The organism is Acinetobacter lwoffii, from assembly GCF_019343495.1.
Taxonomy (GTDB): domain Bacteria; phylum Pseudomonadota; class Gammaproteobacteria; order Pseudomonadales; family Moraxellaceae; genus Acinetobacter; species Acinetobacter lwoffii_P.
In genome coordinates this window covers 1200211-1213979 of the sequence record NZ_CP072549.1, presented here as the reverse complement: position 1 = coordinate 1213979, position 13769 = coordinate 1200211, and the positions used below count along the sequence as shown (strand labels likewise).

Here is a 13769-nt window from a genome sequence, read left to right as displayed (position 1 = left end):
TTTTATCCAGTTGCAGACTGCTGCTCTATAAATTCCTGAAATTTCTTTTTTTGCTGAAGATATTCGGGATGATTTTTAGCTTCATCCCATTTCTGTTTAAAGATTTTGGCAGCAGCGGCTTTAACCGGGTCTTCCTGATTGCGGGGCAGCTCGGAACGGCCATGCGCGCCACTTAAACCTTTTTTGTCTTCCGGAACCGGGCCATCGTATTTTTTGCCACCTTTATGGTTGGCATAACGCCGGGCACGGGTAAAACCCATCTGTAAAAACTTGCGTGCCATGTCCGCACCGATAAAATCTTCTTGCTTTAAATAGTCTAGAAAAAGCTGATAGATTTTCTCGCTACTGGCTTGTGCTTTTGCTTCATCTGCAAAGCGCCAGTGTGGCAGGATTTCCGATTTATAAGGCTCAACCAGTAAAACACCTTGTTCACCACGGCCAATCCGGTAGAGCTCCGGTCGTTTACGAAAATTAATCTTTGCAAAGTCCAGAGAATAATCAAAACTATTCGAAACTACACGTGACGGACGTTTTGGTGGCGCTACTTTGGCAGATGGCTTCATATTCGGCCTTTTCTGAAATTTAAAATTGCTCAATATTTCAGCTAATACAAATTATAAAAATAAAGGGGCAGGATACAGAAAAGCCCCTATCATTTAGAGCTAGGGGCTTTCATTTTACTTCGATTTTTTTGAACTGGTCTTCGAGGTTTTAGCCTTGGTTGACTTGCTCTTAGAGGAGCTACTCGACTGCTTTTTAGCAGGCGCCGATTTTTTTGAAGAAGACTTTTTCACTTTAGTGTCGTCTTTACTCTTGTTGCTGCTTTTCGCTTTAGCCGGTTTTTTCGCGGAAGAGGTCTTTTGGTCTTTCGCTTTATCACTGGCTTTTGAGCTCGAATTTTTCTTCGCCTTCACTTTTTCATCTTTGCTGGCATTGTCTTTCTTAGAAGATGCCGCTTTAGATTTACTGCTCGCCGCTTTTTTAGTGACTTTGCGATCACTGTCTTTGTCACTACTCTTATTCGACTTTTTCAGTTTCTCATCTTGGTTCTTTTTAGCAGTTTTTGCTGATTTTTTGCTGTCTTTCGCCTGGTTATTTTTACTATTCGCCATGGTTACTTTCCTTATCATTAAAAATCAATCAGAAAGATATAAAGCGCTTTGCTATATATCAACTTCAAATTACTTTAATGGGAGAGCGGCAGGATTAAAACTTTATCGTGTATCCAAGTGTAGGCTTGTTGCAAACACAAGCAGGAATTGTTTGAGTTCTAGACTGAAACATAGCAAGTTTTGGGACAGGTCTTTAAACCCTGTTACCAGGTGTTATTTATAGCAAGTGAGCTTTTGAATTAAGTATTGATATCCTCTTCCTTTAAAAGCAAAAAACCCCGAATGATCGAGGCTTTGAGTAACTTATTTTTAAGCTTTAATAATTAATAGCTTTCTGGAACCGCACTTAAAAATTCACGACGTGTTTCTTTGTCGGTTTTAAAATCACCAATAAATGATACCGTACGTGTGGTTGATTCCTGCTTGCCTACACCGCGCATCATCATGCACATGTGCGCAGAATCAATCATTACTGCAACACCGCGTGCTTTGGTGACTTCAGCCACTGCTTCTGCAATTTGCTGAGTCAGATTTTCCTGAATCTGCAAACGGCGTGCAAACATTTCAGTAATACGGGCAAATTTAGACAGGCCTAAAACATGACCTTCTGGCAAATAGGCGATATGTACGCGGCCATAAAATGGCAATAAGTGATGCTCACATAGCGAATAAAATTCGATGTTTTTGACCAGTACCATTTCACGGTTATCGGAAGGGAAGACCGCCTTGTTGGTCACTTCTTCAAGTGTCTGGCTATAACCCGAGGTTAAATATGAAAATGCTTTCGCAGCGCGCACAGGCGTATCTTTGAGACCAGGGCGATTTAGATCTTCGCCAACGGCAGTAAGAATGTTTGCGTAGGATTGCTGCATAGTCATATGACGTATTCACTTAAACTGAGAATGAACAAGGACGGCATTGTAGCAGAAAACTTTTACAATGCCTTGTTTTGAGGCTAAAACCGTTTACTGTTTGAACTTTGGATTCTTTTCTGCACGTTTGAGCAGAACCAATACTGCACCGGTACCTCCTTGCTTTTCAGGTGCACTGACAAAAGCCAAAACATCGCGATGCTGACGCAGCCAGCCGTTGACATAGGTTTTTAAAATCGCTTCCGGACCTTTGCCATGTACGATTTTAATCACGTTCTGGTTTTCATCTTTGGCGATCTGGATAATCTGCAGCACGGCTTGACGCGCTTCTTCTACGGTACAGCCATGCAGATCCACAGCCTCAAACCAGCGCAAGTTACCGGCTTTCAAGTCTTCAAACACTTTATGCTGCAAGGTGGCAATGCGGTAACTCAAGTTGGCCTGACTCCCGACAGGATTGAGCATGGCCTGAGTATCTGATAAAGCCATTGCCTCTGTTTCCATCGGGCCAGTAGCCGCTGCACGCTTTGCCAGGATTTGTGCATCCGGCTTTTTCTTGCGTGGCTTGTCCAGTTGAACCGTATTGCCCGATTCAATTTTTTGCACGCCCTGCATTTGCTTGCGGAATAATTCAAGTTCTTCTAAAGCCTCTTGCTCGATAGTCTTTTCAACTGGTGCAGCAACGACCGCAGGCGTTTGCGGCTGTGTAATTTGCTTCTTAAAAGATTTCAGCAGGTTGTACTGATCTTTAGATAATGAAGAATCGTGTTTACTCATAATGTAAAAACAAGGGAGATGCGGAATTTACAAGAATTATAGTCTGAAAATAGACAAAGGAGAACTGAATTGCGTTCATGACAGTGCTGAGGATTTTAAATACGCTCGAGATTCTATGGTCTACTTTTCAATATTGAAAATAAAAAAGCCCAATTCTGAGATTGGGCTTTTTTAATGCTTAGGTGAGCATTTACATCTTAAACCGCTTCAGGCTCACCAAATAGATCACGGAAAGCGTGGTCTGGACGTGGCTGTTTCATGAAGCTTTCGCCGACCAAGAAGGCGTGAATATCATGTTCCTGCATCATGGCGACATCGGAAGGAGTTGCAATACCGCTTTCAGTCACCAGCAAGCGTGAAGGATCCAGTAATTTTTTCAAACGAATCGAGGTGTTCAAATCCACATCAAAGGTTTTTAAATTACGGTTATTCACGCCGAGCAAACAACGATCTGAAAGCTTTAAAGCACGGGATAGTTCTTCTTCATCGTGAACTTCAACCAGTACATCCAGATGATGTTCAAATGCAGTTTTAGACATTTCCTCTAACTGCTGATCAGACAGACAGGCCACGATCAGCAAAATACAGTCTGCATGCAAGGTACGTGCTTCAATCACGCCATAAGGATCGATCAGGAAATCTTTACGCAGCGCAGGCAAATCACAGTGTGAACGGGCAATCTGAATATATTCATCAGCACCCTGGAAAAAATCCACATCAGTTAGTACAGATAAGCAGGCAGCGCCGGCATCCTGATATTGCGCTGCAATTTCTGCAGGATTAAAGTTTTCACGAATCACGCCTTTAGATGGAGAAGCCTTTTTAATTTCAGCGATTACACCTGGGCGTTTAGACATTAAAGATTGGGCAAAGCCACGGACTGGTGTCGCAGCTTGTGCCAGTTCTTCGACATCCTTATAGCTTTTCTGCTTAAGACGGAGAGCGAACTCTTCTTTCTTACGATCAACAATTTTACCCAAAATTGTATTTGCAATATCAACCATGATTCAAATTCCTGACCGTATTAAGCTTCGTATTGTTTGATGGTTTTGGTGAATTCAGAGAGCACGCTCATTTTTTCCAGCGCCTGGCCACCATAAATAATGTCGTGTGCCAGTGCCACACCTTGTTTATAGCTTGAAGTCAGGCCTGATACATAAATACCAGCACCGGCATTTAGGGCAATCATATTGGCAGCCTTATGACCGATCTCAGATTTCTTCTTGCCTAAGGCATCTTTAATCAGAGCCAGACTTTCTGCTGAGCTTTCAATAATTAAACCAGTTAAGGTTTGCGATTCAATATCGACCTGTTCAGGGATAATTTCCCATTCAGTGATTTCACCATTTTTCAGCTCAGCCACATGGGTAGAAGAAGCCAGACTGATTTCATCCAGACCATCACGTGAATGTACGACCATGACATGTTCAGCACCGAGCTGTTTCATGACTTCTGCAATTGGACGGCAAAGTTCATTGGAAAATACCCCGATGACCAAACGTTTTACACCGGCCGGATTCGTAAGCGGGCCAAGTAAGTTGAAAATGCTGCGAATCCCTAATTCTTTGCGTGGGCCGATTGCATATTTCATGGCTTGATGATGATTGGGTGCAAACAGGAAACCGACACCAACGTCACGGATACAACGTTCAGTTTGCTGCATGTTCAGGTCAAGATTAATCCCGGCCTGTTCCAGTAAATCTGACGAACCTGATTTGGTCGAAACGCCGCGGTTACCATGTTTGGCAATGGTTGCGCCCGCTGCTGCAATTACAAATGCAGAAGCAGTAGAAACGTTAAACAGGTTTTGACCGTCACCGCCTGTGCCGACAATATCGACCAGATAAGGAATGTCACTGACATCAATTTTAGTGGCAAGTTCACGCATGACACGTGCAGCTGCGGTAATCTCATCAATGCTTTCACCTTTAAGGCGTAAGCCCATCAGCAGGGCACCAATCTGGGCATCGGTCGCTTCACCTGACATGATGGCATGCATCACGTCTTGCATTTGATCCTGAGTCAGGTGAATGTTTTTAGTAATATTGCTTAAAGCTTGTTGAATATTCATAAGGTGTTCTTAGGCATAAATTTCGAGAAAGTTTTTAAAGATTTGATGACCATGCTGGCTCAGAATCGATTCGGGATGGAACTGCACGCCTTCGACCGGCAATGTCTTATGTTTCACACCCATAATTTCTTCCATAGAGCCGTCAGCTTCATTGGTCCAGCAGGTCACTTCCAGACATTCGGGCAAGGTGGCTTGATCAATCACCAGTGAATGATAGCGCGTTGCAGGAAATGGAGAAGGAAGATTGCTGAAAATCCCGGTATCACTGTGGTACATATCAGACAGACGGCCATGCATGACACGTTTGGCACGCACGATATCACCGCCAAATGCCTGACCAATACTTTGATGACCAAGACAAACGCCCAGTAAAGGAATTTTGCCAGCAAAATGCTGAATGGCAGGAATAGAAATTCCTGCCTCACTTGGCGAGCACGGGCCGGGGCCAATCACTAAATACTTAGGTTGCCATCGCTCTATATCTTCCAATGTCACGGCATCATTACGGACTACTTTTACTTCTTGATTCAGTTCGCCAAAATATTGGACGATGTTATAAGTAAAGGAGTCATAGTTGTCGATCATTAAAAGCATGAGCTTAACCTATTGAAATTAATGCACTTAACTGTGCTAATGTTGTCCAGATCGTACTTTATTTATACGTGTTGCAAGCACTTGCTTGACACAACTAAATCATTGATTTCATTGTGTGAAAATAAAGCACGCTTCATCATAGCAAAAAATAGCCCCATTCGGCGCAACAATTTCGCTCAATTTATTGGCTTTAAAAACCTGTAGAAAATTAAATAAAATTTTATAATGATTTAAAGTAATAGGCTTACTCATAGAAAGATTTAAAAGGCTATTTTTTAGAGTAAAACTTAAAAATGAAAAAATTAAGGTCAAAGAGAGGTAAAATGCTTGATGAAAAAAACATCACTTGAATAATTAAGCTTTATATAAACTTTTCTATTGAAAGTAGATTTAAAGAAAATGCCTCATAATAGGCATACAATCCCAAATGAATCGCAAAATTTTCTTTACTGATATCTACTAAAAAAAGCTCAATTTTTAGCCAAAAACAAGTGAAAATATAACAAAAGTAAGAAAAAGCAGCATATTTGCTATAAAAAGCTATGTTTCTTATACATTTTTATAGATACATGCACTATTTAGGTGCGCTAAAAAATAAAGCTGAAATAAAATAAATGAAGAATGCTTGAATATAGTGCATTTAGTTTTGCAGCTAGTATAATAGCCGCAAAGTATTTTTGTCACTTCATGATTTCTTATAAAGATTTCAATATTTTATCTATACTTTTAAAAGTTGGTACGGTAATTGCTTAATAACTATCAACTGCTAACACGCACTTCACGGGTGCAACAAAAACATCGGAGCAAAATGAGCATGGCGAACAAGGTCCTTCAACTCATACAAGAAAGTGGCGCAAAATGGGTCGATTTTCGCTTTACTGATACCAAGGGTAAAGAGCAACACGTCACTTACCCAGCAGACAGTATTGATGAAGATACATTTGAAGACGGCAAAATGTTTGACGGTTCTTCAATTGCAGGTTGGAAAGGCATCGAAGCATCGGACATGATTTTACGTCCGGATGCGGCAACAGGTTTTATCGACCCGTTCTTTGCAGAGCCAACAGTTGTTGTAACTTGTGACGTAATCGAGCCATCAACTGGTCAAGGTTATGATCGTGACCCACGTTCGATTGCGCGCCGTGCAGAAGAATATTTGAAATCTACCGGTATCGGTGATACGGCATTCTTTGGTCCAGAACCAGAATTCTTCGTATTTGACGAAGTAAAATGGGAAATCGACATGTCTGGCGCGCGCCATACATTGATCGCTGAAGAAGCTGCTTGGTCAACCAACAAAGACTACGAAGGCGGTAACTCTGGTCACCGTCCACGTGTAAAAGGCGGTTACTTCCCAGTTCCTCCTGTAGATTCTTCACATGATATGCGTGCAGACATGTGTGCAAGAATTGAAGACATCATGGGTCCAGGTCGTGTAGAAGTACATCACCACGAAGTTGCTTCTTGCCAGTTGGAAATTGGTGTGAGCTTCAACACTATGGTGCGTAAAGCAGACGAAGTTCAACAGTTCAAATATGCGGTTTGGAACGTTGCGCATCAATATGCAAAAACTGCAACCTTTATGCCTAAACCAATGGTTGGTGATAACGGTTCTGGTATGCACGTGCATATGTCGATCTCTAAAGACGGCAAGAACCTGTTTGCTGGTGATGAATATGCCGGCCTTTCAGAAATGGCGTTGTACTTCATCGGTGGTGTAATTAAACATGCTCGTTCTTTGAATGCGATTACTAACCCTTCTACAAACTCGTACAAGCGTTTGGTTCCACATTTCGAAGCACCGATTATGCTTGCTTACTCAGCGCGTAACCGTTCTGCATCTATCCGTATTCCTTACGTGTCTAGCCCGAAAGGCAAGCGTATTGAAGCGCGTTTTCCAGATCCAATGATGAACCCGTACCTAGGTTTCGCGGCATTGTTGATGGCTGGTCTTGACGGTATTCAAAACAAGATCCACCCAGGTGAAGCTGCTGACAAGAACTTGTACGATCTTCCACCGGAAGAAGAAGCAAAAATCCCTACAGTGGCGCATAGCCTGGATATGGCGCTTGAAGCACTTCAAGCGGATCATGATTACCTGTTAAAAGGTGGCGTGTTCACGAAAGAAATGCTTGATGCTTATATCGAGCTTAAAACTGAAGAAGTTCGTCGTCTAAACACGACTACTCACCCAGTTGAATTTGATATGTACTACAGCTTGTAATTCATCACGAATTAAAGCGAAGAAAACCCGCGCATGTCGCGGGTTTTTTTGTATCATCTATTTATAATTTTAAATGATTGATGGGCTTAAATGGCACAACGTAAAAAGCACACCAGCTTTTATCCATGGATTGATCCACAAGATCATAACAAAGGTTTTAAGTTGAACTTCTCTGAAGTGACTTATCTTGAAGTGGGGCGGACTCCCGAGGGTTATAAGCAGGCTCAATTTGTGGCGCTGAAAAATCCTGAAATAGCGCTGGATTATGCTTATCCAGAATCATTTTATTTGAGTGCTGAAGGTTTTATTTTAATTAAAACCCCACAAGGCAAATATGAAATCATTGCAAAAACAGATAACTGTTAACAATGAATAGTCGTTCTAGAAATCAAAATCAGCGTGTGTTGCTGTCAACTCTGCCTGTTGAGTTAAAACCGTGGCTGTATGCATCGGGTTCACTCACGCAACAACTGACCGATTTGGCGCAAGGACAATTCCATGTCGAGCCAATTCAAGAGCATTTTCAGCGTTTAGGCTTTGCCAATGCCAAATGGATGCAGATGTCACATCAGCATACTTCCTGGGTGCGTGAAAGTTATCTCTACGGCTCGGAACAGTCTCCTTGGGTGAAAGCCAGAAGCATCTTTCCGATTTTAAGCCTGCAAAAAAAAGCCCGAATTTTTCAGCATATTGGCACCAAACCGATTGGCTGGTTTCTGTTTCAGCGCACTAATCCACTGTGCCAGCGCCGGGTGGTACTTTTAGATGAGGGCTGGACCCGTCAGAGCTGCTATACTTGGCACGGCTGTAAATTTATCGTACAAGAAACATTTTTACCGGCATTTGAACACTTTATACAAAATTCACGGGCTTGATTTTTATGGCAACCGCACAAGCAATCACCTGGCGTGAGCGTCTTAGCGCCTATTATTATCTTTGTCGTTTTGATAAACCGATTGGGACTGAACTGGTTTTTTGGCCTACCATGTGGGCGCTGTGGATTGCAGCTCAGGGAATGCCACGTATTGAAATTTTAATTCCCATGATTTTGGGTGTGATTTTTATGCGGGCGGCAGGCTGTGCCATTAATGATTTTGCTGACCGTAAAGTCGATGCACATGTGGAGCGTACTAAAAACCGTCCGCTAGCGACTGGGATTATCAGTGCCAAAGAAGCTGTGATGGTATTTCTGGTTTTGGTGTCTGCCAGTGCCTGCCTACTATTTTTTCTGCCAATCGAAACTTTTTACTGGTCATTTGGGGCTTTATTTTTAGCGTTTATTTATCCTTTTATGAAGCGCTATACCCATTTACCTCAAGTCTTTTTGGGTGCAGCATTTTCCTGGTCGATTCCGATGGCTTATACCGCAGTTGGACAAACGCCGGATTTAACCTGCTGGCTTCTATATTTTGGTAATCTGGCCTGGACCGTAGCCTATGATACCCAATATGCAATTGCAGATCGTGAATACGATTTAAAGATTGGGGTGAAATCAACCGCGATCTTATTTGGTCGGCATGATATTCAGATCATTAGCGCTTTGCAGGCTAGTAGTATTTTATTGATAGGTGCTGCATTGTGGCTAGAAAATTTATTGCTTCCATTTGGTCTGGCTGCACTCATTGTTGTGGCTATTGATTTTATTTACCAATGGTACAAAACACGTGATCGAGATCCTCAATGGTGTTTTTGGGCATTTCGTCACAATCGCTGGGTTGGCTTGTTAATTTTTTGCGGTATTTTTATGGCTTTGGTCGTTTAAAGATATTTATCTTAAAAGTTAAGTTGGCATAAAGCATCCTATTCGGGTGCTTTTTTTTATGCCTTAATGGAGCTTGCATGTAGTTTCATGCTTAAAAATAATGATTAAAAAGGATATCTTATGAAATTTACAAAAATAGCAGTTGCATTGGCAGTTTCTGTTTCCATGCTGTCGTTAACAGCTTGTAATGATGATAATGACTCATCTATTTTGACTCAGAAACCAACATTTATCTCAGAAGCTAATTATGCTTTGGATAGTGTCGATAGTAGCTCATCGATCAAGGTGATGACCTATAACATGACCAATGTACAGGGGAAAACAGCAGAAGCAACGGCTTTGGTATTGTTTCCTGATGCGCCGCAGCCTAAAGATGGCTATCGAATTGTAGTTTGGGAACATGGGACTGTGGGTGCTGGGGATGATTGTGCGCCGAGTAAGAATGTTATTCACCCTCGTTTTAAAATATTAGCCAATAGTTTATTAGCAGCAGGTTATGTCATTGTTGCACCTGACTACGAGGGGCTAGGTACAAAAGGTGTACATCCTTATCTAAATTTATCTAGTGCAGCACAATCAGCAATTTTTGCTGTTAAGGCAGCGAAAGCTCATTATGGTACAAAGCTGAATGGTGAATGGATGTCGATTGGTCAATCACAAGGTGGACATGCATCATTAGGCACTGCAGAATTTGCCAATACAGATACCAGTTATAAGGGAGCAGTTGCAGGTGCACCAGCCTCAAGTTTAGGTCAAATTATTCAAATTTATCTTGATCCGAATTTAAATGTTGATACGAATGGTCAGCCTAACGCGCAAGGACTGAATCGATTGGATGAGCAGTTGATGCAAGTGCGTTATGCAGTAAGTATGGGACAGCTAACGGGTGCGCAAGGGCAAATGCTTATCAGTCAAATTGCAGATGGATATGCAGAGCTTTTAGCTTATGCGGCATTAACCAGTTCAGGTATTAAGGCGTATGAACCCAATTATGATTTGAAAAATATCTTTACTGCAGATGCGGGCGTGATTGCAGAGCAAGCCTATGGTCGTACTGGTGATGAAGGGGCGTGTTTAAGTTATTCAGACCCGAACAGTGCGAATGGTCTACAAGAACAGTTTAAAGCTGGGATACTTGAATTCTTAAAAGATTCAAATCATATGATTTCTCAGTATGGAATTAATTTAAATAAAATCCAAACAGATCCAGTGGTTCAGAAATTCTTGCTTGATAATCAGCCTGCAACTAACGCAACTGCGGCTAAAGTGATTAAAACACCAGTTTATATTATTCAGGGTGCAGATGATCAGGCTGTATTGCCACCTGTTACTCAAGCATTGGTTGCTAATATGAAATTACAGGCAACCAAATATTTCCCACAAGCCGACTATTCAAGTAAATATGAGTTGGATGTTGTACCAAATGCGAGTCATACGCAAGCGATAGTGTGTAGAAATGAAAAAGCTGTCGATTTTATTCAAGCACACATGCCTGCAGGAACTGGCATCGTACTAACTAGTGCGCAGAAAGATGCAAGTACTAGTCCGCATTGTACAGGCACTGCAGCAACCAATTAATTTATGTTGATTCAAAAAAAGGAGCTAGTCTCCTTTTTTTATGTAAATTTTGGGCTTAACAAAAGCCTGTGAATACAAGACTTGAGCTATGACTTTATTTTGTTATATTGGGCAGTGTAATTAAATGAAGAAATGAAAGTAGGTTTTATGTCTGAGCAGCCACAGCCCCGCAACATCAAAAAGTTAGTGATCTTTGGTACGCTTGCACTTTGTATTCCGGTATTTTTAATTAGTATGGCATTTCTTGCAGTGAATAGTGATGCTAAAAATCAGGAAAAATACAAGCAGCAGCAGGCAGATATGATTGCACGTATTGAAGCGCGAGAAGCTGCGGAAAAGCTCAAAGCAGAGCAGGATGCTAAGGCAAATTCAACACAAGCTGCGTCTAAAAGTAGTGCAACAGCACCTTAATCTATCTAAAATCCCTTTGCACTTATCTAATACTGCAAATGTCTGTGTAGTAGATAGTTGCATCGTTTGTCGAAAACTATTTCACTTGATTGTAGATATTTGATATTTCGTAACTAAGCAATCCGAACTCTAAAACAGAAAAATATAGCCATCAATCATACGATCGGTGGCTATATTTAAATCATCTTAAAGCAATTCTTTGCGCAATTGCTCAGGAGATTTAATTGAAAGTAGGGCGGGTGCTACATCTAGGGCTGTTTTAGCACCATATTGCTGGGTTTGATTCAGACGGTAGCAGGCACGGGCATAAGCCACTAACACACTTGCGGTAAACTCAGGATTGCTATTCAGCTTTAAAGAAAACTCAATCACCTGTTTTTGTGCATCACTGGTATTACCACTACGGATGACAAAACCGCCATGTGGCATATCCTGATGATCTTTCAGTAAAGTTTCCTCACTGATAAAATTCACGGTCGTATTATAATCCGCAAAATAATCAGGCATGCTGATGATGGTTTGTTCAACTGTTGCCGCATCAGCCCCTTGTTCCAAGACCACATAACAGTCACGATGATGTTTATCTTTGGTGCTTAACTCAGGTCGTACGCCACTGCGAACTTGTTCAATGGCATCAGTGGATGGAATGGTGTATTGCACACCAGCTTTAACCCCTGCTACTCGGCGGATCGCATCCGAATGGCCTTGGCTTAAGCCTTTACCCCAAAAAGTATAAGTTTCGCCATCTGGTAATAACGCTTCACCAAATAAACGGTTAATCGAGAACATGCCAGGATCCCAGCCAATAGAAATCATGGCTGTTTTTTTGTTAGCAAAGGCAGGTGCATCGACTGCAGCATAGTATTCCGGAATACGTGCATGCGTATCAAAGCTATCTACAGTATTGAATTTACTTGCAAAGATAGGCGCCTGTTGTGGCAAGTCATCTTTAGAGCCGCCACAAAGAATCAGTACATCAATTTTGTCGCTAAAATCATTTAATAGTGCATCCATGCTATACACTTTAGTTTCTGCAAAGCAAGGAGAGATGCTGCTTGGTGAGCGGCGAGTAAAAATACCGACAAGCTGCATATCAGGATTTTTTTGGATGGCAGTTTCAACACCGCGGCCAAGATTACCGTAACCTGCGATACCAATACGAATAAAATTTTGCATAAATAAACGATCACTGAATAAAAAAACAACGCCAAAAATAAGCAAGGTGATGATGGCTAGAAATGAAATAAGCCAATCAGGTCATCTGACTTATATTTTATTTTCGAAAGGATTATAGAGCGATAACTTAAACTTTATCACCCTAATCCTGCAGAAAGGCAGGTTTAACTGAGAATGCTTGTGATGAGACGCTAAATTGGACGAGGATAGGTTAGTTTTGAAGCATGAAAAGCTGCCGAGAAATTAAAAGCGGAGCAGGAGGCTTTGATTAATCCAATTCAAGCTGCACTGGAAAGTGCCGAAATTGCACAGTTTAACTTATCTTAAATCCCTTTGCAGTTGTCTGATAGTTGGAATCTGGGTGTATCGAATCACGGTATAGCCTGCTGCAATCAGCATCGCATCACGTTCAGCATCTTCCTGCTCTTTGCCAATATGGCTCGGATCATCCAGTTCGACAATCGCCACTACATTATATTCACGATCAAGTACTACGAAGTCTGTAACTTTACGATTAAATTGATTACGCATTTTCATCTGATCGTGCGTGATCAAAGCGCTAAATGCGACTTGTGCCAGAATATGATGATGGGGAAAGGCATCTTTCAGACGTGTAAACATCCTGCTTTCAAAAGCAGTAATGACGCGCTTTGGATAGAATTTCTTTTGACGGGTGAAGAGATGCGGCAAGAGCAGGCAAACTAATGCAAAAGTTGCCAGGCAGCCAATCACAAAAAATATAAACTGACTCAAATTAAACACAGATCACAAAAGGGGAGAATAAAAAAACCCACTTCGCAATGAGTGGGTTTTTTAGAATCTTGGCTCTCCCACCTGGGCTCGAACCAGGGACCTGCGGATTAACAGTCCGTCGCTCTACCGACTGAGCTATGGGAGAATAGATTGGCTCTCCAACCTGGGCTCGAACCAGGGACCTGCGGATTAACAGTCCGTCGCTCTACCGACTGAGCTATTGGAGAATCTGACAGCGATTATAGAGAGATTTGAAAAGGGGTCAAGGCACTTTTGGAAAAAAGCTGCAGAAATTGAATCAAGTGTTTTAAAAATAGTCGAAAAGGTTTGTAGTTCAAACTGTTATGTTTATGTAAACTGGTCTTAACAGCAAAATCGCGATCAGCCTGAATTTTGATAAGTGATCTGGATCATAAGAAATGAGCGGTTGATCGCGCAT

The 13769-nt window shown here is 41.7% G+C and carries 15 protein-coding genes and 2 tRNA genes; 6 read left to right on the top strand and 11 right to left on the bottom strand.

Annotated elements, in window-relative coordinates; all coding sequences use genetic code 11:
• Nucleotides 1–2: 2 nt before the first annotated feature.
• From J7649_RS05755 to J7649_RS05725, 7 genes are all read right to left on the bottom strand, one after another.
• A complete protein-coding gene (locus tag J7649_RS05755; RefSeq protein WP_219309784.1) occupies nt 3–563 on the bottom strand; it encodes a DUF4385 domain-containing protein in 561 nt (186 codons plus the stop codon).
• A 114-nt stretch (nt 564–677) separates the two neighbouring features.
• A complete protein-coding gene (locus J7649_RS05750; RefSeq protein WP_219309782.1) occupies nt 678–1112 on the bottom strand; it encodes a hypothetical protein in 435 nt (144 codons plus the stop codon).
• A gap of 323 nt (nt 1113–1435) precedes the next feature.
• Entirely contained in the window at nt 1436–1984 is a 549-nt protein-coding gene (gene folE, locus J7649_RS05745; RefSeq protein WP_004730181.1) for a GTP cyclohydrolase I FolE, read from the bottom strand.
• A gap of 93 nt (nt 1985–2077) precedes the next feature.
• Nucleotides 2078–2761 (bottom strand): Smr/MutS family protein, encoded by a 684-nt coding sequence (locus tag J7649_RS05740; RefSeq protein WP_219309780.1) that lies wholly within the window; start codon nt 2759–2761, stop codon nt 2078–2080.
• Between the two features lie 197 nt (nt 2762–2958).
• Nucleotides 2959–3765, bottom strand: a complete 807-nt coding sequence (gene trpC, locus J7649_RS05735; protein ID WP_219309778.1) for an indole-3-glycerol phosphate synthase TrpC — start codon at nt 3763–3765, stop codon at nt 2959–2961.
• A 20-nt stretch (nt 3766–3785) separates the two neighbouring features.
• Nucleotides 3786–4832, bottom strand: a complete 1047-nt coding sequence (trpD, locus tag J7649_RS05730; protein WP_219309775.1) for an anthranilate phosphoribosyltransferase — start codon at nt 4830–4832, stop codon at nt 3786–3788.
• A gap of 9 nt (nt 4833–4841) precedes the next feature.
• On the bottom strand, nt 4842–5426 hold the full coding sequence (locus tag J7649_RS05725) for an anthranilate synthase component II (RefSeq protein WP_004646400.1): 585 nt from the start codon (nt 5424–5426) through the stop codon (nt 4842–4844).
• A gap of 808 nt (nt 5427–6234) precedes the next feature.
• On the opposite strand from J7649_RS05725, the gene glnA reads away from it, so the two are divergent.
• The 6 genes from glnA to J7649_RS05695 all read left to right on the top strand — a co-directional run bounded on the left by glnA (nt 6235) and on the right by J7649_RS05695 (nt 11401).
• Nucleotides 6235–7650 carry a type I glutamate--ammonia ligase gene (gene glnA, locus J7649_RS05720; RefSeq protein WP_004279641.1) on the top strand — a complete coding sequence of 472 codons (1416 nt, stop codon included), beginning with the start codon at nt 6235–6237 and terminating at the stop codon, nt 7648–7650.
• 90 nt (nt 7651–7740) lie between these two features.
• The gene (locus J7649_RS05715; RefSeq protein ID WP_219309772.1) at nt 7741–8016 is read left to right on the top strand and encodes a hypothetical protein; all 276 of its coding nucleotides are present in this window, start codon (nt 7741–7743) and stop codon (nt 8014–8016) included.
• Between the two features lie 2 nt (nt 8017–8018).
• Nucleotides 8019–8525, top strand: coding sequence for a chorismate--pyruvate lyase family protein (locus J7649_RS05710; RefSeq protein WP_219309770.1), 507 nt, complete (start codon nt 8019–8021; stop codon nt 8523–8525).
• Between the two features lie 5 nt (nt 8526–8530).
• Complete coding sequence (gene ubiA / locus J7649_RS05705) at nt 8531–9412, top strand: 4-hydroxybenzoate octaprenyltransferase (protein ID WP_219309768.1); 882 nt, start codon at nt 8531–8533, stop codon at nt 9410–9412.
• A 120-nt stretch (nt 9413–9532) separates the two neighbouring features.
• Entirely contained in the window at nt 9533–10990 is a 1458-nt protein-coding gene (locus J7649_RS05700) for an alpha/beta hydrolase (protein WP_219309766.1), read from the top strand.
• A gap of 147 nt (nt 10991–11137) precedes the next feature.
• Nucleotides 11138–11401, top strand: a complete 264-nt coding sequence (locus tag J7649_RS05695; protein ID WP_219309765.1) for a hypothetical protein — start codon at nt 11138–11140, stop codon at nt 11399–11401.
• Nucleotides 11402–11587: 186 nt separating this feature from the next.
• Here J7649_RS05695 and J7649_RS05690 read toward each other — a convergent pair whose 3' ends face one another.
• From J7649_RS05690 to J7649_RS05675, 4 genes are all read right to left on the bottom strand, one after another.
• Nucleotides 11588–12577, bottom strand: a complete 990-nt coding sequence (locus J7649_RS05690) for a diaminopimelate dehydrogenase (protein ID WP_219309764.1) — start codon at nt 12575–12577, stop codon at nt 11588–11590.
• A 318-nt stretch (nt 12578–12895) separates the two neighbouring features.
• A complete protein-coding gene (locus tag J7649_RS05685) occupies nt 12896–13339 on the bottom strand; it encodes a DUF2726 domain-containing protein (RefSeq protein WP_184412565.1) in 444 nt (147 codons plus the stop codon).
• Between the two features lie 60 nt (nt 13340–13399).
• A tRNA-Asn gene (locus J7649_RS05680) sits at nt 13400–13475 on the bottom strand.
• A 6-nt stretch (nt 13476–13481) separates the two neighbouring features.
• Nucleotides 13482–13557 (bottom strand) — tRNA-Asn (locus tag J7649_RS05675).
• Nucleotides 13558–13769 lie beyond the last annotated feature (212 nt).

Excerpts from the sequence above, each read along its gene's own strand:
- J7649_RS05755 (WP_219309784.1), bottom strand. The coding sequence starts at position 563 with ATGAAGCCATCTGCCAAAGTAGCGCCACCAAAACGTCCGTCACGTGTA.
- J7649_RS05750 (WP_219309782.1), bottom strand. The coding sequence starts at position 1,112 with ATGGCGAATAGTAAAAATAACCAGGCGAAAGACAGCAAAAAATCAGCA.
- folE (WP_004730181.1), bottom strand. The coding sequence starts at position 1,984 with ATGCAGCAATCCTACGCAAACATTCTTACTGCCGTTGGCGAAGATCTA.
- J7649_RS05740 (WP_219309780.1), bottom strand. The coding sequence starts at position 2,761 with ATGAGTAAACACGATTCTTCATTATCTAAAGATCAGTACAACCTGCTG.
- trpC (WP_219309778.1), bottom strand. The coding sequence starts at position 3,765 with ATGGTTGATATTGCAAATACAATTTTGGGTAAAATTGTTGATCGTAAG.
- trpD (WP_219309775.1), bottom strand. The coding sequence starts at position 4,832 with ATGAATATTCAACAAGCTTTAAGCAATATTACTAAAAACATTCACCTG.
- J7649_RS05725 (WP_004646400.1), bottom strand. The coding sequence starts at position 5,426 with ATGCTTTTAATGATCGACAACTATGACTCCTTTACTTATAACATCGTC.
- glnA (WP_004279641.1), top strand. The coding sequence starts at position 6,235 with ATGAGCATGGCGAACAAGGTCCTTCAACTCATACAAGAAAGTGGCGCA.
- J7649_RS05715 (WP_219309772.1), top strand. The coding sequence starts at position 7,741 with ATGGCACAACGTAAAAAGCACACCAGCTTTTATCCATGGATTGATCCA.
- J7649_RS05710 (WP_219309770.1), top strand. The coding sequence starts at position 8,019 with ATGAATAGTCGTTCTAGAAATCAAAATCAGCGTGTGTTGCTGTCAACT.
- ubiA (WP_219309768.1), top strand. The coding sequence starts at position 8,531 with ATGGCAACCGCACAAGCAATCACCTGGCGTGAGCGTCTTAGCGCCTAT.
- J7649_RS05700 (WP_219309766.1), top strand. The coding sequence starts at position 9,533 with ATGAAATTTACAAAAATAGCAGTTGCATTGGCAGTTTCTGTTTCCATG.
- J7649_RS05695 (WP_219309765.1), top strand. The coding sequence starts at position 11,138 with ATGTCTGAGCAGCCACAGCCCCGCAACATCAAAAAGTTAGTGATCTTT.
- J7649_RS05690 (WP_219309764.1), bottom strand. The coding sequence starts at position 12,577 with ATGCAAAATTTTATTCGTATTGGTATCGCAGGTTACGGTAATCTTGGC.